This is a genomic window from Streptomyces sp. NPDC024698 (genome assembly GCF_055559015.1).
In genome coordinates this window covers 907,101-927,082 of sequence record NZ_JBVHLK010000001.1, presented here as the reverse complement: position 1 = coordinate 927,082, position 19,982 = coordinate 907,101, and the positions used below count along the sequence as shown (strand labels likewise).

Sequence of the window (19,982 nt, the reverse complement as noted above, 5' to 3'; positions counted from 1 at the left end):
GCCGTTCCCCCACGGGGGAAGCACGGAGCGTTCACATGCGCGGGGGAGCCATGAGTACGACTGACACCGATGTCAAAGGCGCGATCACACTGACCGGCGACGAGCTGGATCCGTTCGTCACGCACGCGGCCACCCGGGACCGGCTCACCGGCCCCGGACTGCCCCGCGACGGCGCGCTGCTCGGCTTCGGCGCCCTGCGGGAGCACGGCCTGCGCACCGTCGCCGACCTGGCGGGCGACGCCGACAAACTCGCCGGGGAACTGCGCGACCGGCTCGTCATAGGGGCGCTGCGCAGCCTCGACCGGGACCTGGAGTCGATCCTGCTGGACGGGACGACGGGCGAGGTCTCCTCGGCGTACGTCCCGCAGCACCCCGCCCGGCTGGACCTCGCGCCCCTGGCGCCCTCCCTGGACGCCCTGCTGAGCTTCGCCGCGGCCACCGAGGAACTGACCCTGTCCCGGGGCCTTCCCGGCCCGTTCGGCCCGAAGGCGGTCGCGCAGACGTCGGACCGGCTGAGTGCCGTCTTCGAGGACGCCGCGGGCGCGGACGTGGCTCCCTACTGGCGCATGGCCGCCCTGATCCGCCCCCTCGCGCGGATCGCCGGACCCGGCGAGGGGCTCGTCCTCGGGCTGTCGAAGCGGCTGCTCGACGAGGAGTTCGGAGCGGGCGGGATCATGCGCTTCGAGGACGTCGACTTCCCGCCCGCCCTGACCCACGAGCCGACCCGCCGCTTCCTGCGGGAGTCGGGCCTGCCCGAGGACGGCTTCCTCTTCCAGCTGGACACCGAGGTGCCGCTCCCGGCCCTCGTCGAGTACTACGCGGACGAGCGCCCCGAGGAGTTCTCCGCCGGCCTGCTCCCGGCCGGCGCCGACCGTCTCATACGCCTGGGCCACCTCCTGGAGGACACGAGCCTGGTCCTGGACGGCACCACGGGCGCCGTGCTCGCCTGGAGCGAGCCCGACCTCACCCTGCGCCCGCTCAACGCGGACATCTCCACGCTGGCGTTCACCCTCTGGCTGCTCCACCGTGAGAAGACCGTCGACGCGGCCCACCACCTCAGCGACTCCTACGAACAGCTCGCCGCCACCCTGACCCAGACCCTGGCCACGGTCGACCCCGCCGCCTGCGACCGGACCCCGGCCCTCCCCGGCGACGACGGCCGCCGCCACTGGCCGGAGATATTCGAGGACCGCTCGGTCGGCATGCTGTACGCGTAACGGGCCGGGGCCGTCCGGCCGACCGTCCGGCGGCCACGGGGAAACGCAGAAAGGCCGCCCCGAAACCGGGACGGCCGACCCCTGCGTGGAGGCCGTGGCGGGAATCGAACCCACGTAACTCGATTTGCAATCGAGCCCCTGAACCACTCGGGCACACGGCCGTTCTCAGGTGCGGCACGGCTCACTCGTTCCGAACCTGATGGGTCGACCGTAGGCGGCGCGGGGGAGCGGTCTCAAGGGTTCGGGGGCGGCTGCAACGCGACTGCCACACGCCGTTCACGAAGGCCGGGACAGGGAGGTCCTAGGTCCAAAGGACCGCTTGATCACCGACCACCGACAGGAGTCAAGGAAAGGTGCGCACCTTACGCTGACCTGCATGACAGCAGGGGAAACGGGTGAGGTCACGACGGCTCCGTCCCGGAACGGGACCGCTGACGGCGGCGACGGCGACGGCGGCGGCACGGGCGGCGGTGAGGACGGCGGGGTGCTGGGCCGGGCCCATCGCGCCCTCACCATCGGGATCGTGTCCGTGGTCCTGGTCATCGCGTTCGAGGCGACGGCCGTGGGGACGGCGATGCCCGTCGCCGCACGGGACCTCGACGGGGTCGCCCTGTACGCGTTCGCGTTCTCCGGCTACTTCACGACGAGCCTGTTCGGCATGGTGCTCGCCGGACAGTGGTCCGACCGCGACGGACCGCTGACCTCCCTGGCCACCGGCATCGGCGCGTTCGCCGCGGGGCTGCTGCTGTCCGGGACGGCCGGCGGCATGTGGACGTTCATCCTCGGGCGGGCCGTCCAGGGGCTCGGCGGCGGGCTCGTCATCGTCGCGTTGTACGTCGTCGTCGGACGGGCCTATCCGCAGCGGCTGCGCCCCGCGATCATGGCCGCGTTCGCGGCGGCCTGGGTGGTGCCCTCCGTGGTCGGACCGCTCGCCGCCGGCGCCGTCACCGAGCACCTCGGCTGGCGCTGGGTCTTCATCGGGATCCCCGCGCTGGTCGGCGTACCGCTCGCGCTCGCGCTGCCGCAGATACGCCGCCGGGCCTCCGGGCCCGCCACGGCGGGCGACCGCGCGCCGCTGGACCGGCGGCGCATCCGGCTCGCCCTCGCGATCGCGCTGGGCGCGGGGCTGCTCCAGTACGCCGCACAGGACCTGCGCCCGCTCTCCCTCGTACCCGCAGCGGCCGGTGCCGCCCTGCTCGTTCCGGCCGTGCGCGGGCTGCTGCCCCGCGGCACCTGCCGGGCGGCCCGCGGGCTGCCGTCCGTGGTGCTGCTGCGCGGGGTCTCCGCCGGCGCCTTCATCGCCGCGGAGTCCTTCGTACCGCTGATGCTCGTCACCCAACGGGGGCTGTCGCCGACGCTCGCCGGGCTCTCCCTCGCGGCCGGCGGCGGGACCTGGGCGCTGGGCTCCTGGGTGCAGGCGCGGCCCCGCGTGGAGCCGTACCGGGAGCGCCTGATGTTCCTCGGCATGCTGCTGGTCGCCGCGACCGTCGCCGCCGCGCCCAGCGTGCTGATCCCCGCCGTGCCGGTGTGGACCGTCGCCGTCGCCTGGGCCTTCGGCTGCTTCGGGATGGGCCTGGTGATCGCCTCGACCAGCGTGCTGCTGCTCCAGCTCTCGGCCCCCGAGGAGGCCGGCGCCAACTCGGCCGCCCTCCAGATCTCCGACGCCCTCGCGAACGTCCTGCTGCTCGCCGTCGGCGGAGCCGCCTTCGCGGCCCTGGGCGGCGGCACGGTCGCCGGTACGGCCACCGCGACGGCGTCCGGCGCCTCCGCCTCACACCCGGCGGCCTTCGCCGCGGTGTTCCTGCCGATGGCCGGGGTGGCCCTGCTGGGAGCGTGGGTCACGACCCGGCTCCGGGGAATTCCAGCCCCCGGACATGTGGTCGCCAGAGGCCCGAAGGGGCCCTCCGGGACGGTGTGAGCTCAGTCCCATCCACCGCTGACCCGGCCTCGTCCGCACCTCGTCCGGAGCCGGGCGCCGGTAGGGTGGCCCGGTTGTCATACGTAGCCGAGCCGCCCGCGCGCCTCCCGTCAGGCCCCATCCGACGCGCCGCACGCGGACCCGGACGCTCCCAATCGACACCCAGACCGGAGACCGTGACTACCACCGCCGCCAGCGCCTCCTCGTACACCCACCACCTCTCGCCCGCCTTCCCCGGACGAGCTCCCTGGGGCACCGCCAACAAGCTGCGTGCCTGGCAGCAGGGGGCGATGGAGAGGTACATCCAGGAGCAGCCGCGCGACTTCCTCGCCGTAGCCACCCCCGGCGCCGGGAAGACGACGTTCGCGCTGACCCTCGCGTCCTGGCTGCTGCACCACCACGTCGTGCAGCAGGTGACCGTCGTCGCGCCGACCGAGCATCTGAAGAAGCAGTGGGCCGAGGCCGCAGCGCGGATAGGGATCAAGCTCGATCCCGAGTACAGCGCCGGACCCCTCAGCAAGGAGTACCACGGCGTCGCCGTGACGTACGCCGGTGTCGGTGTGCGCCCGATGCTCCACCGCAACCGCTCCGAGCAGCGCAAGACCCTCGTCATCCTCGACGAGATCCACCACGCCGGTGACAGCAAGTCCTGGGGCGAGGCCTGCCTGGAGGCGTTCGAGCCCGCCACCCGCCGGCTCGCCCTCACGGGTACGCCGTTCCGCTCGGACACCAACCCCATCCCCTTCGTGACGTACGAAGAGGGCAACGACGGCATCCGGCGCTCCTCGGCCGACTACACCTACGGCTACGGCAACGCGCTGGCCGACCACGTCGTGCGGCCCGTCATCTTCCTCTCCTACAGCGGCAACATGCGCTGGCGCACCAAGGCGGGCGACGAGATCGCCGCCCGGCTCGGCGAGCCGATGACCAAGGACGCCATCAGCCAGGCCTGGCGCACCGCGCTGGACCCGCGCGGCGAGTGGATGCCGAGCGTGCTGCGCGCGGCCGACCAGCGCCTCACCGAGGTGCGCAAGGGCATCCCGGACGCCGGGGCGCTCGTCATCGCCTCGGACCAGGACTCCGCACGCGCCTACGCCAAGCTGATCCGCGAGATCACCGGCACCAAGGCGACCCTGGTGCTGTCCGACGACACCGGCGCCTCCAAGCGGATCGACGACTTCTCGGCGAGCAACGACCGGTGGATGGTCGCGGTCCGCATGGTGTCCGAAGGCGTCGACGTGCCCCGCCTGGCCGTCGGCGTGTACGCCACCACCATCTCGACCCCGCTCTTCTTCGCCCAGGCCGTCGGCCGCTTCGTGCGCTCCCGCAGGCGCGGCGAGACGGCGTCCGTGTTCCTCCCGACGGTCCCCGACCTCCTCACCTTCGCCAACGAGATGGAGGTCGAGCGCGACCACGCCCTCGACAAGCCCAAGAAGGAGGGCGAGGAGGACCCGTACGCCGAGTCCGAGAAGGAGATGGAGGAGGCGAACAAGGAGCAGGACGAGGACACCGGCGAGCAGGAGCAGTTCTCCTTCGAGGCGCTGGAGTCCGAGGCCGTCTTCGACCGGGTCCTCTACGACGGCGCCGAGTTCGGCATGCAGGCCCACCCCGGGAGCGCGGAGGAGCAGGACTACCTCGGCATCCCCGGGCTCCTCGAACCCGACCAGGTCCAGCTGCTGCTCCAGAAGCGGCAGGCCCGGCAGATCGCGCACAGCCGCAAGAAGCCGGACACCGAGGCCGACCTCCTCGAACTCCCCGCCGAGCGCCGCCCCGTCGTCTCCCACAAGGAGATGCTGGAACTGCGCAAGCAGCTCAACACCATGGTCGGCGCGTACGTCCACCAGAGCGGCAAGCCGCACGGCGTGATCCACACCGAGCTGCGCCGCGTGTGCGGCGGCCCGCCGAGCGCGGAGGCCACGGCGGGACAGCTCCGGCAGCGGATCGCCAAGGTCCAGGAGTGGGCCACCCGGATGCGCTGAGTGACATGGCGGACCGTTTACCTCCGCGGCCCGCGGTATCCGGAACCCCAGGAGCGAGGCGCGAAAGCCGTACGGAGGGGGCGCGCCGGGGCGAGGCGGGCGTGCGCCACGGCCTGTGCGCTCTGTATACGAGCGGTGCACGCCGCGCGGCACACGCCCCGCGTTCTGGGACAAACGGAATCAGTTCGCACCCGTGGATGCCCGGATTCTGGACGGAGGCTTCCGCTGAGCGGACCGGCTCGCTACTGTCCCGCTACGCACACGCCCCGTGGCAGCGCCGCCGCGGAGCGCAGCCGTGAAGCGACTGCGGCCCGGGAAGAGCCCGGGGCGCCGGCCGAACGGCGGCCTCTGAAGCGCGTCGCCGACGGGACTCGGTGCCGCATCCGCCGTACGAGGGCCGTCGACCTCACCACTAAGGAGTGGGCGTCGTGACCGCGGAGACCTCTCAGACGCTCGACCGGGGACTGCGCGTCCTCAAGCTGCTCGCCGACACGGATCACGGGCTGACGGTCACCGAGCTGTCGAACAAACTGGGCGTCAACCGGACCGTGGTGTACCGGTTGCTCGCCACCCTGGAGCAGCACGCGCTCGTACGCCGTGACCTCGGCGGCCGTGCCCGGGTCGGTCTCGGCGTGCTGCGGCTGGGCAGCCAGGTGCATCCGCTCGTACGGGAGGCCGCGCTGCCCGCGCTGCGGGCACTGGCCGAGGACATAGGCGCGACGGCCCATCTGACGCTGGTCGACGGGACCGAGGCGCTCGCCGTCGCGGTCGTCGAACCGACGTGGACGGACTATCACGTGGCCTACCGCGCCGGTTTCCGGCACGCCCTGGACCGGGGGGCCGCGGGTCGCGCGATCCTCTCCGCCCGGCAGGCGCCGGTGGGGGAGCCCGGTTACACGCTCACCCACGGAGAGCTGGAGGCCGGCGCGTGCGGGGCCGCGGCACCGCTGATCGGGGTGACGGGGGTCGAGGGCAGCGTGGGTGTGGTCATGCTGGCGGACGCCGTCCCGGAGCGGGTCGGACCGCGCGTGGTCGACGCGGCCCGAGAGGTGGCGGACGCCCTGCGCTGACCTGGCCGGGGGCCTTGCCGAGAGCGTGATCGGCGCGGAGACCGTCCGACGGGTACGGGATGCGGCGGGCCGTGGGTTCGTACGGAGGTCGTCCGGCGGGCGCGGGGAGCAGCGGGCCGTGGCCGTGGGTTCGTACGGAGGTCGTCCGGCGGGTACGGGACGCGGCGGGTCGTGGGTTCGGGTGGGTGCGGGACGCGGTGGCCGCAGGTTCGTACGGAGGCCGTAGGACCTGTGCGGAGGTGCGGTCGGACGGTGACGTTAGATTGACCCCGTGCTCTCTCGCCTCACGCGCCCCAAAGCCGTCGCCGTCTGCGCCGTCCCCGTCGTGGCCCTGCTCGCCACGGCGGTGTTCGCGCCGCTGCCGTTCTCCCTGGCGCAGCCCGGCCTGACGGCGAACGTCCTCGGCGAGAACAAGGGCGACCCGGTGATCACCATCACCGGCGCGCCCACCCGGAGGACCAGCGGCCAGCTGCGGATGACGACCATCGAGGCCACTGGACCCGACGCGAGCGTCTCCCTCGGTGACGTGCTCAGCGCCTGGTTCGCCACGGACAAGGCCGTGATGCCCCGCGACTCGGTCTACCCGGGCGGAGGCAGCGTCAAGGAGATCGAGCAGCACAACGCGAACGAGATGAAGCAGTCCCAGGACAGCGCCACCGAGGCGGCACTGGGGTACCTGCACGAGAAGGGCGATGTGAAGGTCACGCTCAAGCTCGCCGATGTCGGCGGACCGAGCGCCGGACTGCTCTTCTCGCTCGGGATCGTCGACAAGCTGGACGGCGACGGCAGTGGTGGCGACCTCACGGGCGGCCGGGTCGTCGCGGGTACGGGAACGATCGACGCCGACGGCACGGTCGGCGCGGTCGGCGGTGTCAGCCTCAAGACCCAGGCCGCCCACCGTGACGGGGCGACCGTGTTCCTGGTTCCGAAGGCGGAGTGCTCGGACGCGAAGGCGGAGCTGCCGAAGGGCCTCCGGCTGATCCCGGTGACCAGCCTCGACGGGGCGGTGAACGCCCTTGTGGCCCTGGAGAAGAACAAGGGCTCGGTTCCGAGCTGCTAGGTCGTGTCCGGCGCGTCGCGGCTGCCGGGCTGTGCGGTCCGTCAGCAGGCGACGACGACGGCCGTCCTCGGCGCCGAGGCCAGCCGCAGGCCGACCTCCACGAGTGTCCAGCCGACGCGGGCGCGCAGCCCGTCGGTGTTCCTGGCCTCGGTCGTGAGCCGGTAGGCGTCCGCCTCGGCCCGCAGGTCGGCGGCGCGCACGTGCTGCAACTGGAGGTGGGTCTCGGGATGCATGGCTGTGACCTTTCCTCGGTGTGATCGAGCGGGTGGGATCGAGCCGTGCGCGGTGTCGGACCGGGTGGATCAGTCCGAGGACTGCGGGAAGACGTGCGTGTGGAAGCGCACCTGCTCCGCCTCGGGGTCGTCCTTGGGGCGTTCGAGGGCGCAGTAGCTGTCGAGCAGGTCGTGCATCTTCTTGATGAGCTCCTTGGACTGCGCCGGCGTGAGCCGGATCGTGAAGTCGCTCATGTCGGAGGCGAGGCTCCACTGGTCCGACCAGTCGCCACGGGTCCCGAGCCAGGTCGACAGTTCGCGGGCGTGGTTGCCGGCGACCTCGTGCAGGAACATGTCGGCCGCCCCGCGCACCGCCGGGTCCGGGTTGCTGAGCAGGTCCTCGCCGAAGTCCAGGCCCTGGTGCACCGCCCGCCACCAGCGCTCGCGCCCCTTGCCCCGCTCGGGGGCGTCCTCGACGAAGCCGTGCGCGGCGAGCTGCCGCAGGTGGTAGCTGGTCGCCCCGCTGGACTCGCCCAGCCGTTCGGCGAGCATCGAGGCGGTGGCCGGCCCCTTTTGGCGCAGGCTGCTCAGCAGCTCCATCCGCAGGGGGTGGGCGATCCCCCGCAGCGAACGGGCGTCGAGGCGCCGGTGCTGCGGCGGTTCGGGCGGCAGAGGTGGCTGCGGGGGGAGGGGTAGGTCCGGGGGGAGGGGTGCTTCCGGGGGAAGCGGGGGCTGCTCCGTCATGTGGACAAAGATAGCCTTGCAAAGACTTCCTTGCAACGGGTTCTTTGCAACCACTTCTTTGGACCGCGCCGCCCGGCCGGATTCAGTCCTGCTGCACGAACCCCTCCGACGTCATCCAGTCCAGCGCCACCTCGTGCGGGTCCTGGCCCTGCACGTCCACCTTCGCGTTCAGGTCCTGCGCCACCGTGTTGTTCAGCTTCTTCGTCACCGGTTCGATGACCTCGGCGATCTGCGGATACTTCTTCAGGGCCTTGGAGTTGATCACCGGGGCCGCGTTGTAGTTGGGGAAGAACTTCTTGTCGTCCTTCATCACCACCAGGTTCATCGACTTGATGCGCCCGTCGGTGGTGAACACCTCACCGTACGTACAACTCCCCTTCGCCACCTGGGTGTAGATGATCCCGGTGTCCATCTGCGTGATGTTCTTCGCGGGGATGTGCATCCCGTACGCCTTCTCCATGCCCGGCAGTCCGTCGGCCCGGTTGGCGAACTCGCTCTCCACGCACAGGGTGACCGCGCTCGGGTCCGACTTCGACAGCGCGGCCACGCCGGACAGCGTGGTCGTGCCGTACTTCTTGAAGTTGGCCTGGTTCATGGCGAGCGCGTAGGTGTTGTTCAGGGCGGACGGCGGCAGCCAGGTGACCCCGTTCTTCGGGTCGGCGTCGTGCACGGCCTGCCACTGCTTCTGCGGATCCGGGATCGGCTCGCTGTTGCCGAGATACGTGATCCACGCGGTGCCCGTGTACTCGTACATGGCGTCCGCGTCGCCGTTCTTGATGGCCTCGCGCGCGCCGATCGACCCCTGGATGCCGGTGCGGTCGATCACCTTCGCGCCCGCCGCCTGGAACGCGATGCCCATGATCGCGCCGAGGATCAGCTGCTCGGTGAACTCCTTCGACGCCACCGTGAGGTTCGCGCCCTTGAGCGGCTCGCCCCGCCCGATGGTCCCCGGCTTGACGTTGTCGGTCATGGGGGAGCCACTGGTCAGCCCGCACGCCGAGGTCAGGACGAGGACGGCGGCCAGCGCCGCCGGAGCGCGCCCTCTCATGACCCCACCTCCAGACCGCGCGGCCGCAGCAGCAGTTCCGCCAGTGACGCCAGCCAGTCGACGAGGAGCGCCAGCGCGACGGTGAGGATCGCGCCGAGCACCAGGACCGGCATCCGCTGGGTGGTGACGCCGGTGGTGATCAGCACGCCGAGGCCGCCGCCCCCGCCGAAGGTGGCGAGCGTCGCGGTGCCCACGTTCAGGACCAGCGCCGTACGGACGCCCGCGAGGATCAGCGGTACGGCCAGCGGCAGTTCGACCCGGGTGAGCACCCCCAGCGGTGACATGCCGATACCGTGCGCGGCCTCCAGCAGGGTCGGGTCGTTGGCCTTCAGACCGGTGATCGTGTTGGACAGGACCGGCAGGATCGCGTAGATCGTGATGCCGATCAGGGCCGACTTCTCGCCGGTGCCGAGCCAGATCACGAGCAGCGCCAGCAGACCGATCGCCGGCGTGGCCTGCCCCATGTTGGCGACCGTCATGGCGAACGGGGTCAGCTTGCGGAACGCCTTGCGGGTCAGCAGGATCCCCAGCGGGATCGCGATGATCAGCACGAAGAACGTGGAGATCACCGTCAGCTGGATGTGCTGCCACAGGGCCTTGGACACCTGGCCGTTCGACAGCGCGTTCTTGGAGATCGCGTCGAGGTCGGCCTGCTGGAACCAGATCCAGGTGGCCAGCAGCAGGGCGATCAGCACGGCGGGCAGGAAGGTCAGCTTCTGCCAGCCGATCCGGCGCCTGGGGGGCGCCTGCGACGGCGGAGCCTCCCGCTCGCCCTCGCCGTCCCCCTCGCTGTCGTCGCGGAAGGCGACCCCCTTGACCTCGTGCTCGCCCTCGGGACGCCGGGACGCGGGCGGAGTGCTCACGCCTTCGCCTCCCCGTCGTCGGCGCCCTCCTGCTCGAACTGGGTCTGGTGCGCGCGCGCCTCCTCCAGTTCGTGCTGGTGCTCCATGGCCTCCAGGCGGTCGGCCTCCAGGAGTTCGTGCACCGAGTTCATCAGCGTCTCCATGTCGACCACCCCGGTGTACTCGCCGCGCCGCCCGGTCACCGGGACCCGGCCCGAGTTGTCCGTGAGCACCGCCTCCAGCGCGTCCCGCAGGGTCGCGTCCCGGGTCACCGTGTCGTGCACCAGGGTGCCCGCCCGCGCCAGCGAGCCCTTGGCCCGCATCAGATCGCCGCGCCGCAGCCACTTGTAGGGGCGGCCACGCCGGTCGAGCAGCAGGATCTCGTTCGTACCGCTGGACCGGAGCTTGCCGAAGATCTCCTGGAGCGGATCGTCGACGGTGACCGTCGGATAGTCGGTGATCTCCACATCCCGTACGCGGCTGAGGTTGAGCCGCTTCAGCGCGGCGCCCGCGCCCACGAACCCCGACACGAAGTCGTCGGCCGGGTTGGTGAGGATCGCCTCCGGGGTGTCGAACTGCGCGATGTGGGAGTGCTCCCGCAGCACCGCGATCCGGTCGCCCAGCTTGATCGCCTCGTCGAAGTCGTGCGTCACGAAGACGATCGTCTTGTGGAGCTCGTGCTGGAGGCGGATCAGCTCGTCCTGGAGGTGGTCGCGGGTGATCGGGTCCACCGCTCCGAACGGCTCGTCCATGAGCAGCACGGGCGGGTCCGCGGCCAGCGCCCGCGCCACGCCCACGCGCTGCTGCTGGCCGCCGGAGAGCTGGCGCGGATAGCGGCCCCGGAACTCGGCGGGGTCGAGCCCCACCAGGTCCAGCATCTCCTCCACCCGGGCCGTGATCCGTGCCTTGGGCCAGCCCGTCATCCGCGGTACCAGCGCGATGTTCTGGGCGACCGTCATGTGCGGGAAGAGCCCGGAGGACTGGATGGCGTAGCCGACCTTGCGGCGCAGCTTCACCGGGTCCATGTCGGTGACGTCCTCGCCGCCGATCCGGATCCGGCCGCCGCTCGGCTCGATCAGCCGGTTGATCATCTTCAGCGTGGTCGACTTGCCGCAGCCGGAAGGGCCGACGAAGACGACCAGCTCACCCGCCTTGATCTCCATGTTGACGCTGTCGACGGCCGCGTCGCGGCTGCCCGGGTAGCGCTTGGTGAGGTTCTCCAGCTCGATGGTGGCGCCCGTGGTGGACGACGTGCCCCCGCCCCCGGACCGCGCGGCCGCCGCCGCGCCGGCGGAGCCCTCGGCGTCCGCGGGTCCCTCCGCAGTCTCTGCGGTCTCAGGCACGGATCCCCCTCGGAATGGTCAGCCGGCCGAGCAGGACGTAGGCGGCGTCGAAGAGCAGCGCGAGGATGATGATCCCGACCGTGCCCGCGAGCACCTGGTTGAGCGCGTTCTTGCTGCCCAGCGAGCTGATGCCGCGGAAGATCTCGTTGCCGAGGCCGGGCCCGGAGGCGTAGGCCGCGATGGCCGCGATGCCCATCAGCATCTGGGTGGCGATCCGGATGCCGGTCAGGATCGGCGGCCAGGCCAGCGGCAGTTCGACCCGCATCAGCCGGGACACCCGTGACATGCCGATCCCCCGGGCCGCGTCGACCAGTGAGGGATCGACACCGCGCAGACCGACGATCGAGTTGCGCACGATCGGCAGCAGCCCGTACAGCGTCAGGGCGATCACGGTCGGCGGGACGCCCAGGCCCACGATCGGGATCAGCAGACCGATCATGGCCAGCGAGGGAATGGTCAGGATCGCGGAGGTCGTCGTGGTGGCGAGGTTGCCCGCCCAGTCGCTGCGGTAGGTGACGACGCCGATCAGTACGCCGATGAAGGTCGCCACGACCATGCACTGGAAGACCGCGCTGGCGTGTTGATAGGCGTCCGTGAGCAGCTGCTCGTGGCGGCTGCTCAGGTATTGCCAGAAGGTCACGCCAGGTCACCCCGCTTCTCGGTTCAGCGCTCGGTCGCCGCCTGTTCCACGAGCGGGATGATCCGCAAGGGAACCGGGTTCTCCATGACGATCGCCGTGGAGGCCCGGACGATGCCATCAAAACCGACAACCCGGTCGATCACACGTTGGAGATCGGCGTTGGAGCGGGCCACCAGCCGGCACAGCATGTCCCCGCTGCCGGTCGTCGTGTGCAGCTCCAGCACCTCGGGCACGGTGGTCAAATGGGCCCGTACGTCCGCGCCTTGCCCCTGCCGGATCTGGAGCGTGGCGAACGCCGTCACCGGATAGCCGAGGGCGGTCGGGTCGACCTGCGGACCGAAGCCCCGGATGACTCCATTCGACTGAAGCCGGTCGAGCCGGGCCTGCACGGTGCCCCGGGCCACCCCGAGCCGCCGCGACATCTCCAGGACCCCGATACGCGGCTCCCGCGCCAGCAGCACCAGCAGCCGCCCGTCCAGATGATCGATCGCCATGGCGGCCTCCGAGATGGTCATCATGTACAGAAAGCCCGACGGTCCAGGTCTCCCACTGCACATATTGTTCAGTCGACAGGCGAACTATTGCGCACCTTGCGGAACGGAGGGAGCCTGCGGCCATGACGCAGACCACACACCACACTCCCGACACCGCCCGGCAGGCCGATCCCTTCCCGGTCAAGGGAATGGACGCGGTCGTCTTCGCCGTCGGCAACGCCAAGCAGGCCGCGCACTACTACTCCACGGCCTTCGGCATGCGGCTCGTCGCGTACTCCGGACCGGAGAACGGCAGCCGCGAGACGGCCTCGTACGTCCTGGAGAACGGCTCCGCCCGCTTCGTGTTCACCTCGGTGATCAAGCCCGCCACCACCTGGGGCCACTTCCTGGCCGAGCACGTGGCGGAGCACGGCGACGGCGTCGTCGACCTCGCCATCGGGGTCCCGGACGCCCGCGCCGCGCACGCGTACGCCGTCGAGCACGGCGCCCGCTCGATCGCCGAGCCGTACGAGATGAAGGACGAGAACGGCACGGTCGTCCTCGCGGCCATCGCCACGTACGGCAAGACCCGCCACACCCTCGTCGAGCGACGCGGCTACGACGGCCCCTACCTGCCCGGGTTCGTGGCCGCCGCCCCGATCGTCGAGCCGCCGGCCCAGCGCACCTTCCAGGCCATCGACCACTGCGTCGGCAACGTCGAGCTCGGCCGGATGAACGAGTGGGTCGCCTTCTACAACAAGGTCATGGGCTTCACGAACATGAAGGAGTTCGTGGGCGACGACATCGCGACCGAGTACAGCGCGCTGATGTCGAAGGTCGTCGCCGACGGCACGCTCAAGGTCAAGTTCCCGATCAACGAGCCCGCCATCGCCAAGAAGAAGTCCCAGATCGACGAGTACCTGGAGTTCTACGGCGGCGCCGGTGTCCAGCACATCGCGCTGAACACGAACGACATCGTCGCGACCGTTCGGGCCATGCGCGCGGCCGGTGTCCAGTTCCTCGACACCCCCGACTCCTACTACGACACGCTCGGCGAGTGGGCCGGCGACACCCGCGTCCCTGTCGACACCCTGCGCGAGCTGAAGATCCTCGTCGACCGCGACGAGGACGGCTATCTGCTCCAGATCTTCACCAAGCCGGTCCAGGACCGTCCGACCGTCTTCTTCGAGATGATCGAGCGGCACGGCTCGATGGGCTTCGGCAAGGGCAACTTCAAGGCCCTCTTCGAGGCGATCGAGCGCGAGCAGGAGAAGCGCGGCAACCTCTGAGCCGCCGGGGCAGCCATTGAATCCCCGGGCAGCCACTGACCCCTCGGGCAGTCACTGAACCCCCGGGCGGCCACTGACCCTCGGGCGGTCTCCGAGCCGTCGGGACGGGCCGCGGGCCCGTCCCACGAGTCCGGCGGACGCCACCACGGCGTCCGCCGGACTCGCCCGTTCCACGGCTCAGCGGGGCGCGGGCCGATCCGGCGCGTCGGCCGGGCCGGCCGAGCCCGCCGGGCCGGAGGAGCCGGACGACGGACCCGGTGCTCCGGCCGCCCCCGACGGACCCGATGTCTCCGCCGTCCCCGACGGACCCGCCGCACCCGCCGCGCCCGTCGTCCCCGTCGGATCGCCGGAGCGGTCGGGCCCGTCCGGGTCCCCGGCGCCCACCCCTTCCGCGTCCACGGAGTAGTCCGGTGGCCCGCCGGCGGGCGGATCGCCGAGCGCCGCCAGGGTCTGCCGGGCCTCCGGTGCCAGCAGCGGCGAGAAGTACGGGTTGATCCGCAACGCCTCGGCCAGGTGCCGGCGGGCCGGACCCGCCAGCCCCAGATCATGTTCGATCCGCCCGCGGTGGTACGCGTACAGCGCACTGCGCACACCGCCCCCGTGCTCCGCGTCCGTGGCGCGCACGGCGAAGTCCAGCGCCTCCTTGTCGTCCCCGGCCCGGTGCAGCGCCCAGCCCAGCGCGTCCGCCACCGCGATGCCGGGCTGGCGCCGCCACTCGGCCCGCAGCGCCCGTACCGCCTCCTGCGGGTCGCCGTGGTCCGCCTCGAAGAGCCCGAGGACCGGTTCGTCGTCCACGCCCGCGGCGCCGTCCCGCCGCCCCAGCTCCCGCAGCAGGGCGTACTGGGCACGCGCGTCCGCGCCGCGCCCGAGCTGGTCGTACAGCTCGCCCAGCTCCAGCGCGTACCGCGGCACCGGCCGCCCGGCGAGCGCCGTCCGGTACGCGCGCAGCGCCTCCGCGGTGCGCCCCAGCGCCGCCAGCGCGCGCCCCTGCCCGGCCAGCGCGTCGTACGCGTCGGCGTCCGTCCTCACCGCGGCCCGGTAGTGGTCCAGGGCCTCCCGGCGGTCGCCGCGTTCCCATGCGAGGTCTCCCGCCTGGGTGAGATAGGCCGCCTGTTCGGCCGGGCCGGCCGCGCCCGCCGCCGCGTCCGAGATCGCCGCCGCCGCGTCCTCGCGCCGGCCGCGGTCCCGGTACACGCGCGCCGCGACGGCCTGCGCCGCCGGCCCGTCCCGCAGGGCCAGCAGCCGGTCGAGGGCCCTGCCCACGGCCTTGTAGTCACCGAGCCCGGTGTACGCCTCGACGAGCGCCGGATACGTCGTCCACCGCTTCGGCGCCAGCTTCGCCGCGGCCTCGCCCCACTGCTTCGCGGCCCGGAAGTCGCCCCGCGCGCCGGCGAGGGAGGCCAGCCCCTCCAGCGCCGCCTCGTTGTCCCTGGGCCGCAGCCTGAGCGAGGTGCGCAGGGCGTTCTCGGCCTTCGGGTAGGACCCGGCCGTCGCCGTGCGCCGCGCCTGCTCCGTGTAGGCGGCTCCGAGCACCGCCCACGACACGTCGTCGCGCGGCCGGGCTCTGACCCGGGCCTCGCGGTCACGGACGAGCGCGGCGAGATCGGGCAGCGCCGCGGGCACCCCGGCCCCCACCGCGCTCACCGCCCGCGCCACCGGACCCGGGGCGGGACGGGGCGCCCCGTCCCGCTCCGCCGAGGGCAGCAGCACCAGCACACCGCCGAGCACGGCACAGCCGGCCGCCGCCGCGATCAGCGGGCGCCGGGCGAGCGGGGAGCGGCGCGGACCGGAGGACCGCGGGGACTGCTCGCCTGCGGGCTCCCCGGACCGCGGACCGGGGGCCACCGTGTGCCCTGCCCCGGCGGACACCGGCTGTCGCTCTTCGATCTCCATGCCGCTCACTGTGCGTCAATACGAAGACCCGTCCCGGGCATGCGAAGCCCCGGGCGTATGGGGTTCACACCGATGGCCCCGGGTGCGAACCTGTGATCATGAGCCGTATCGAAGCCCCGCACGACGAGGACACGGCAGCGGCCGGAGGCCTCCTCGACCGTCTGCTGAGCGGTCTGCCGGCCGAGGCCGTCCTCACCGACCCGGACGTCACGGCCTCCTACGCCAACGACATGGCGAGCTTCTGCGAGGCGGGCGCACCCGCCGCGGTCGTCCTGCCGCGCACGGTCGAGCAGGTCCAGCACGTCATGCGCGTCGCGACCGCACTGCGCGTCCCCGTCGTCCCGCAGGGCGCCCGCACCGGCCTGTCCGGAGCGGCCAACGCCACCGACGGCTGTGTGGTCCTGTCCCTGGTCAAGATGGACCGCATCCTGGAGATCAACCCGGTCGACCGCATCGCCGTCGTCGAACCCGGCGTCGTCAACGCCACGCTCTCCCGCGCCGTCGGCGAACACGGCCTGTACTACCCGCCGGACCCCTCCAGCTGGGAGACGTGCACCATCGGCGGCAACATCGGCACGGCCTCCGGCGGCCTGTGCTGCGTGAAGTACGGGGTGACGGCCGAGTACGTCCTCGGCCTGGACGTCGTCCTCGCCGACGGACGTCTGATGTCCACCGGACGCAGGACCGCCAAGGGCGTCGCCGGCTACGACCTCACCCGCCTCTTCGTGGGCTCCGAGGGCTCGCTCGGCATCGTGGTGCGGGCCGTGCTCGCCCTGAAGCCGCAGCCGCCCCAACAGCTCGTGCTGGCCGCCGAGTTCGGCTCCGCGCGGGCTGCCTGCGACGCCGTCTGCCGGATCATGGAGGGCGGCCACGTCCCGTCCCTGCTCGAACTGATGGACCGGACGACCGTCAAGGCCGTCAACGACCTCGCGCACATGGGCCTCCCCGAGACCACCGAGGCGCTGCTGCTCGCCGCCTTCGACACCCACGACCCGGCGGCCGACCTCGCCCTGGTCGGCGCCCTCTGCGAGGCCGCCGGAGCGACCCAGGTCGTCCCCGCCGAGGACGCCGCCGAATCCGAACTGCTCCTCCAGGCACGCCGGTTGTCGCTCACCGCGCTCGAAGCGGTCAAGGGCACCACGATGATCGACGACGTGTGCGTCCCCCGCTCCCGGCTCGCCGACATGCTCGACGGCATCGAGCGCGTCGCCGAGAAGTACGCCCTGACCATCGGCGTCTGCGCCCACGCCGGCGACGGCAACACGCACCCCACCGTGTGCTTCGACGCGACCGATCCCGACGAGTCCCGGCGCGCCCGTGAGTCCTTCGACGAGATCATGGCCCTCGGTCTGGAGCTCGGCGGCACGATCACCGGTGAGCACGGGGTGGGCGTGCTGAAGAAGGAGTGGCTGGCCCGCGAGATCGGCCCGGTGGGCGTGGAGATGCAGCGGGCGATCAAATCGGCGTTCGACCCCCTGGGCCTGCTGAACCCCGGCAAGCTGTTCTGAGCCCCGGGCCCGGACGTGCCGTGGTCCGCCCGCCCGGCGGCCCTCAGGACTGGTCGCCGTCCGCCGACTCGTCCGACGGCCACGGGTCGCGCAGCCACAGGTCGTCGGGGGAGTGGCCTCCCGCCTGGTCGAGCGACGCCGAGAGCCGAGGGGACGGCGCGAGCAGCTCGGCCAGACCGGCGTCGATGCCGAGCTGCCCGGCCTCGGTGCCCGGCGGGACCACCCTGAGGGTGCGCTCCAGCCAGGCCGTGATCTGCGCGGCGGGCGCCTCCAGGAGCGCGTCGCCGTCCGGCGAGCTCAGCGCCATCAGGACGACGCTCCGGCCGCCGACCTTCGTCGGCCACACCCGCACGTCGCCGTGGCCGCAGGGCCGGAACACCCCCTCGACGAGCAGCTCACGGGCGAACGTCCAGTTGACGGGATGGTCGGAGCCGATATGGAAGATGATGCGGACGGCGTACGGGTCGTCGGCGCGGTAACTCAGCCGCGCCGGCACCGGGATGCTGTGCTCGGGCGACAGGACGAGATGAAGCTCCAGCTCGCGTTCCACCACGGTGTGCATGTCGAAGCGCTCCCTTCGTCGTACGGGCTCCTGTGGGTGGGCCCGTACGAGTGGAGAGCGCCTCGCGCCGCTGCCATTACGCGGGTTCGGGAAATTCTTTCGGGCCCGCTCGGGCCTCCCTCCGGGTGCACCGCGTACAGCCTCGGCCGCCCGGTCGCGCGGCGGTGCGCAACCTCGCCCCGAAGGAGTGGGTACGGCGGGACCGGCCGTGACGGGTGCGCCAGTCTGGTAGATGTGGTCCTTCCACACGACCCCCGAGCAGATACGGGACGACGGACATGAGCGCCCCAACCCCGGCCCCTGGTGACGACAGGCCCCGCGAAGGGTATTACCCGGACCCCTCCATCCCCGGGTACGTCCGGTACTGGAACGGCGCGGCCTGGGTGCCGGGCACGAGCCGCCCGGCGCCTTCGGGGGGCGAGGCGCTCGCCCCGCCCGCCGTGGCGCGTCCCGCGCAGGTGCCCGCCCCGGCGTCCTCCCCGGAGTTCACGGCTCCACGCGGGCGGACGGGTGTGCCGGCCGCGGAGGAGACGGGTCCGCACTTCTTCGACGAGGACCCGCAGCCCCGCGCCGCCGCCCCCGCCGAGTCCCAGCACGGCAGCCGGCCCGAGCCCGCCGCCTCGTGGGGCGCCGACCGCTCCCGGCAGTCCGGCTTCGGCGGCGACCAGGACCGCCGGGTGTCCTGGGGCGCGCCCAGGGGGTCCGACCCGCGTGACGCGGGATCCGCCGACCCGGTGAGTCCGCCCGACGGGGCGTCGGCGAGGACGGACGGGACGGCGAACTTCCCGCCCGCCGACTCCGGTGCCGCTCCCCGGCCCCCGGCGGCCGCGGGCCCCGTGGTCTTCCACCGCCCCGCGGACCCGGCAGCGTCCACGGGAGCCGAGGGCACGGAGGACGGCGGCGGTACGAGCCGTACGGACGGTGCGAGCCGTACGGCTGAGCCGAGTTCGGGCGGGGCCGACGCCCGGAGCGGGAGCCCGAGCGGGTCGGGCCCCGGTGCCGGACCGTCCGGGCAGGGGCGCGCCGGCGTCACTCCCGCCGCAGCGGACCCCCTCCTCACCGGCGGCGACACGGCGCCGCGCGCGCCCTCCCCGCGTACGGAGCGCCAGGCCGGGGGCACGGTCTCGGCGCATGCGCCGGGCGTGTCCGCCGCCTCGAACCCGGCACCGGCACCCGGTCCGTCCACCGCACCCGCCGCATCGGCCGGTGGCGGCCTCGGAACCGGTACGGCCGCACCCGGTCCGTCCACCGCACCCGCCGCATCGGCCGGTGGCGGCTTCGGAACCGGTACGGCCGCACCCGGCCCCTCCGCCGCACCCGCCGCGCCTGCCGGTGCCGGCCTCGGAGCCGGCGCGTCCGCGCGGAGCTCGGCGCCGGGCGCCCCCGCCCAGCCGTCCGCGGGGAGCTCCGCACCGGGCGCCACCGCACCGTCCGCGAGGACGGCCGCGTCCGCTCCCGCCGCCCCCCGACAGCCGGGCGGTTCCGCCTCCTCGGCCTCCGGGGCCGGTGGCGGTCAGCCCTCCTGGGCCCAGCAGGTGCACCAGCTCGCGGGCGACCCGGCCGAGGACGGCGGGCGGGTGGCCCCCTGGAAGCCTCCGGTCGACGACGTGTTCCAGGCCGCCGCCCGTCGGCAGGCGTCGGCCCGTCCCTCCGGTCTCGGCAGACGGCTGGCCGCCCGGCTGCTGGACACCGTCGTCGTCGGCGGTGTCACCGCGGCGGCCGCGCTGCCGCTGGGCACCAGGGCGGCCGACCACATCGACGGGAAGATCGACGCGGCCAGGCAGTCGGGCGAGAAGGTCACCGTCTGGCTCATCGACGGCACGACCGCCTCCTGCCTCGGCGCCGTCCTCGCCGTCCTGCTCGTCCTCGGGGTCCTCTACGAAGTCCTGCCCACCGCCAAGTGGGGCCGCACGCTCGGCAAGAGACTGTGCGGCATCGAGGTGCGCGACATCGAGGGTCACGAACCGCCGAGCTTCGGGCGGGCCCTGGTCCGCTGGTTCGTCCTCAGCGTTCCCTGCCTGCTGGCCGTCGGTTTCGTCGGCGTCCTGTGGAGCCTGTTCGACAAGCCCTGGAGCCAGGGCTGGCACGACAAGGCGGCGCACACCTTCGTGGCGGGGCCGGCCCGGTAATCCCGTCCCCCGGACGGCCCTTCGCCGGATGCGGAGCCGGGGGGTTCGCGGTCGA

Annotated in this window: 17 protein-coding genes and 1 tRNA gene; 8 read left to right on the top strand and 10 right to left on the bottom strand. The window is 72.6% G+C overall.

Annotation, left to right across the window (positions count from 1 at the left end; all coding sequences use genetic code 11):
* Positions 1-50 precede the first annotated feature (50 nt).
* The gene (locus tag ACZ4AA_RS04020; protein ID WP_467594790.1) at positions 51-1,217 is read left to right on the top strand and encodes an SUKH-4 family immunity protein; all 1,167 of its coding nucleotides are present in this window, start codon (positions 51-53) and stop codon (positions 1,215-1,217) included.
* Positions 1,218-1,303: 86 nt separating this feature from the next.
* On the opposite strand, the gene ACZ4AA_RS04015 is transcribed toward ACZ4AA_RS04020, so the two are convergent.
* Positions 1,304-1,378: transfer RNA gene (locus tag ACZ4AA_RS04015), tRNA-Cys, on the bottom strand.
* 215 nt (positions 1,379-1,593) lie between these two features.
* Here ACZ4AA_RS04015 and ACZ4AA_RS04010 point away from each other — a divergent pair.
* The 4 genes from ACZ4AA_RS04010 (at position 1,594) to ACZ4AA_RS03995 (ending at position 7,244) form a co-directional block, all read left to right on the top strand.
* Positions 1,594-3,135: an MFS transporter gene (locus ACZ4AA_RS04010; RefSeq protein ID WP_467594787.1), complete on the top strand. Its 1,542-nt coding sequence runs from the start codon at positions 1,594-1,596 to the stop codon at positions 3,133-3,135.
* A gap of 176 nt (positions 3,136-3,311) precedes the next feature.
* A complete protein-coding gene (locus ACZ4AA_RS04005) occupies positions 3,312-5,114 on the top strand; it encodes a DEAD/DEAH box helicase (protein WP_467594784.1) in 1,803 nt (600 codons plus the stop codon).
* Positions 5,115-5,542: 428 nt separating this feature from the next.
* On the top strand, positions 5,543-6,184 hold the full coding sequence (locus ACZ4AA_RS04000; RefSeq protein ID WP_339129602.1) for an IclR family transcriptional regulator: 642 nt from the start codon (positions 5,543-5,545) through the stop codon (positions 6,182-6,184).
* Positions 6,185-6,455: 271 nt separating this feature from the next.
* Complete coding sequence (locus tag ACZ4AA_RS03995; protein ID WP_467594781.1) at positions 6,456-7,244, top strand: S16 family serine protease; 789 nt, start codon at positions 6,456-6,458, stop codon at positions 7,242-7,244.
* A gap of 41 nt (positions 7,245-7,285) precedes the next feature.
* On the opposite strand, the gene ACZ4AA_RS03990 is transcribed toward ACZ4AA_RS03995, so the two are convergent.
* The 7 genes from ACZ4AA_RS03990 to ACZ4AA_RS03960 all read right to left on the bottom strand — a co-directional run bounded on the left by ACZ4AA_RS03990 (position 7,286) and on the right by ACZ4AA_RS03960 (position 12,567).
* Positions 7,286-7,477 carry a hypothetical protein gene (locus ACZ4AA_RS03990; protein WP_467594778.1) on the bottom strand — a complete coding sequence of 64 codons (192 nt, stop codon included), beginning with the start codon at positions 7,475-7,477 and terminating at the stop codon, positions 7,286-7,288.
* 69 nt (positions 7,478-7,546) lie between these two features.
* Positions 7,547-8,200 (bottom strand): ArsR/SmtB family transcription factor, encoded by a 654-nt coding sequence (locus tag ACZ4AA_RS03985; protein WP_467594775.1) that lies wholly within the window; start codon positions 8,198-8,200, stop codon positions 7,547-7,549.
* Between the two features lie 82 nt (positions 8,201-8,282).
* Positions 8,283-9,248, bottom strand: a complete 966-nt coding sequence (locus ACZ4AA_RS03980) for a glycine betaine ABC transporter substrate-binding protein (protein WP_467594772.1) — start codon at positions 9,246-9,248, stop codon at positions 8,283-8,285.
* Positions 9,245-10,111, bottom strand: coding sequence for an ABC transporter permease (locus tag ACZ4AA_RS03975; protein ID WP_467594770.1), 867 nt, complete (start codon positions 10,109-10,111; stop codon positions 9,245-9,247). Before ACZ4AA_RS03975 ends, ACZ4AA_RS03980 begins: the two co-directional genes overlap by 4 nt.
* Complete coding sequence (locus ACZ4AA_RS03970; protein ID WP_467594766.1) at positions 10,108-11,433, bottom strand: betaine/proline/choline family ABC transporter ATP-binding protein; 1,326 nt, start codon at positions 11,431-11,433, stop codon at positions 10,108-10,110. The genes ACZ4AA_RS03975 and ACZ4AA_RS03970 overlap by 4 nt, the downstream gene beginning before the upstream one ends.
* Positions 11,426-12,073 carry an ABC transporter permease gene (locus ACZ4AA_RS03965; RefSeq protein ID WP_467594763.1) on the bottom strand — a complete coding sequence of 216 codons (648 nt, stop codon included), beginning with the start codon at positions 12,071-12,073 and terminating at the stop codon, positions 11,426-11,428. The genes ACZ4AA_RS03970 and ACZ4AA_RS03965 overlap by 8 nt, the downstream gene beginning before the upstream one ends.
* 23 nt (positions 12,074-12,096) lie before the next feature.
* Positions 12,097-12,567 carry an Lrp/AsnC family transcriptional regulator gene (locus tag ACZ4AA_RS03960; protein WP_467594760.1) on the bottom strand — a complete coding sequence of 157 codons (471 nt, stop codon included), beginning with the start codon at positions 12,565-12,567 and terminating at the stop codon, positions 12,097-12,099.
* A 122-nt stretch (positions 12,568-12,689) separates the two neighbouring features.
* Here ACZ4AA_RS03960 and hppD point away from each other — a divergent pair, with 122 nt between their 5' ends.
* On the top strand, positions 12,690-13,835 hold the full coding sequence (gene hppD / locus ACZ4AA_RS03955) for a 4-hydroxyphenylpyruvate dioxygenase (protein ID WP_467594757.1): 1,146 nt from the start codon (positions 12,690-12,692) through the stop codon (positions 13,833-13,835).
* Positions 13,836-14,012: 177 nt separating this feature from the next.
* Here hppD and ACZ4AA_RS03950 read toward each other — a convergent pair whose 3' ends face one another.
* On the bottom strand, positions 14,013-15,728 hold the full coding sequence (locus ACZ4AA_RS03950; RefSeq protein WP_467594754.1) for a tetratricopeptide repeat protein: 1,716 nt from the start codon (positions 15,726-15,728) through the stop codon (positions 14,013-14,015).
* 92 nt (positions 15,729-15,820) lie between these two features.
* Between ACZ4AA_RS03950 and ACZ4AA_RS03945 the strand changes: the two genes are divergently transcribed.
* Entirely contained in the window at positions 15,821-17,236 is a 1,416-nt protein-coding gene (locus ACZ4AA_RS03945; RefSeq protein ID WP_467594751.1) for an FAD-binding oxidoreductase, read from the top strand.
* A 43-nt stretch (positions 17,237-17,279) separates the two neighbouring features.
* Here the strand turns inward: ACZ4AA_RS03945 and ACZ4AA_RS03940 are convergent, their stop codons facing one another.
* Positions 17,280-17,798 (bottom strand): SsgA family sporulation/cell division regulator, encoded by a 519-nt coding sequence (locus ACZ4AA_RS03940; protein WP_467594748.1) that lies wholly within the window; start codon positions 17,796-17,798, stop codon positions 17,280-17,282.
* A 278-nt stretch (positions 17,799-18,076) separates the two neighbouring features.
* On the opposite strand from ACZ4AA_RS03940, the gene ACZ4AA_RS03935 reads away from it, so the two are divergent.
* Positions 18,077-19,927 (top strand): RDD family protein, encoded by a 1,851-nt coding sequence (locus ACZ4AA_RS03935; protein ID WP_467594745.1) that lies wholly within the window; start codon positions 18,077-18,079, stop codon positions 19,925-19,927.
* Positions 19,928-19,982: the final 55 nt, after the last annotated feature.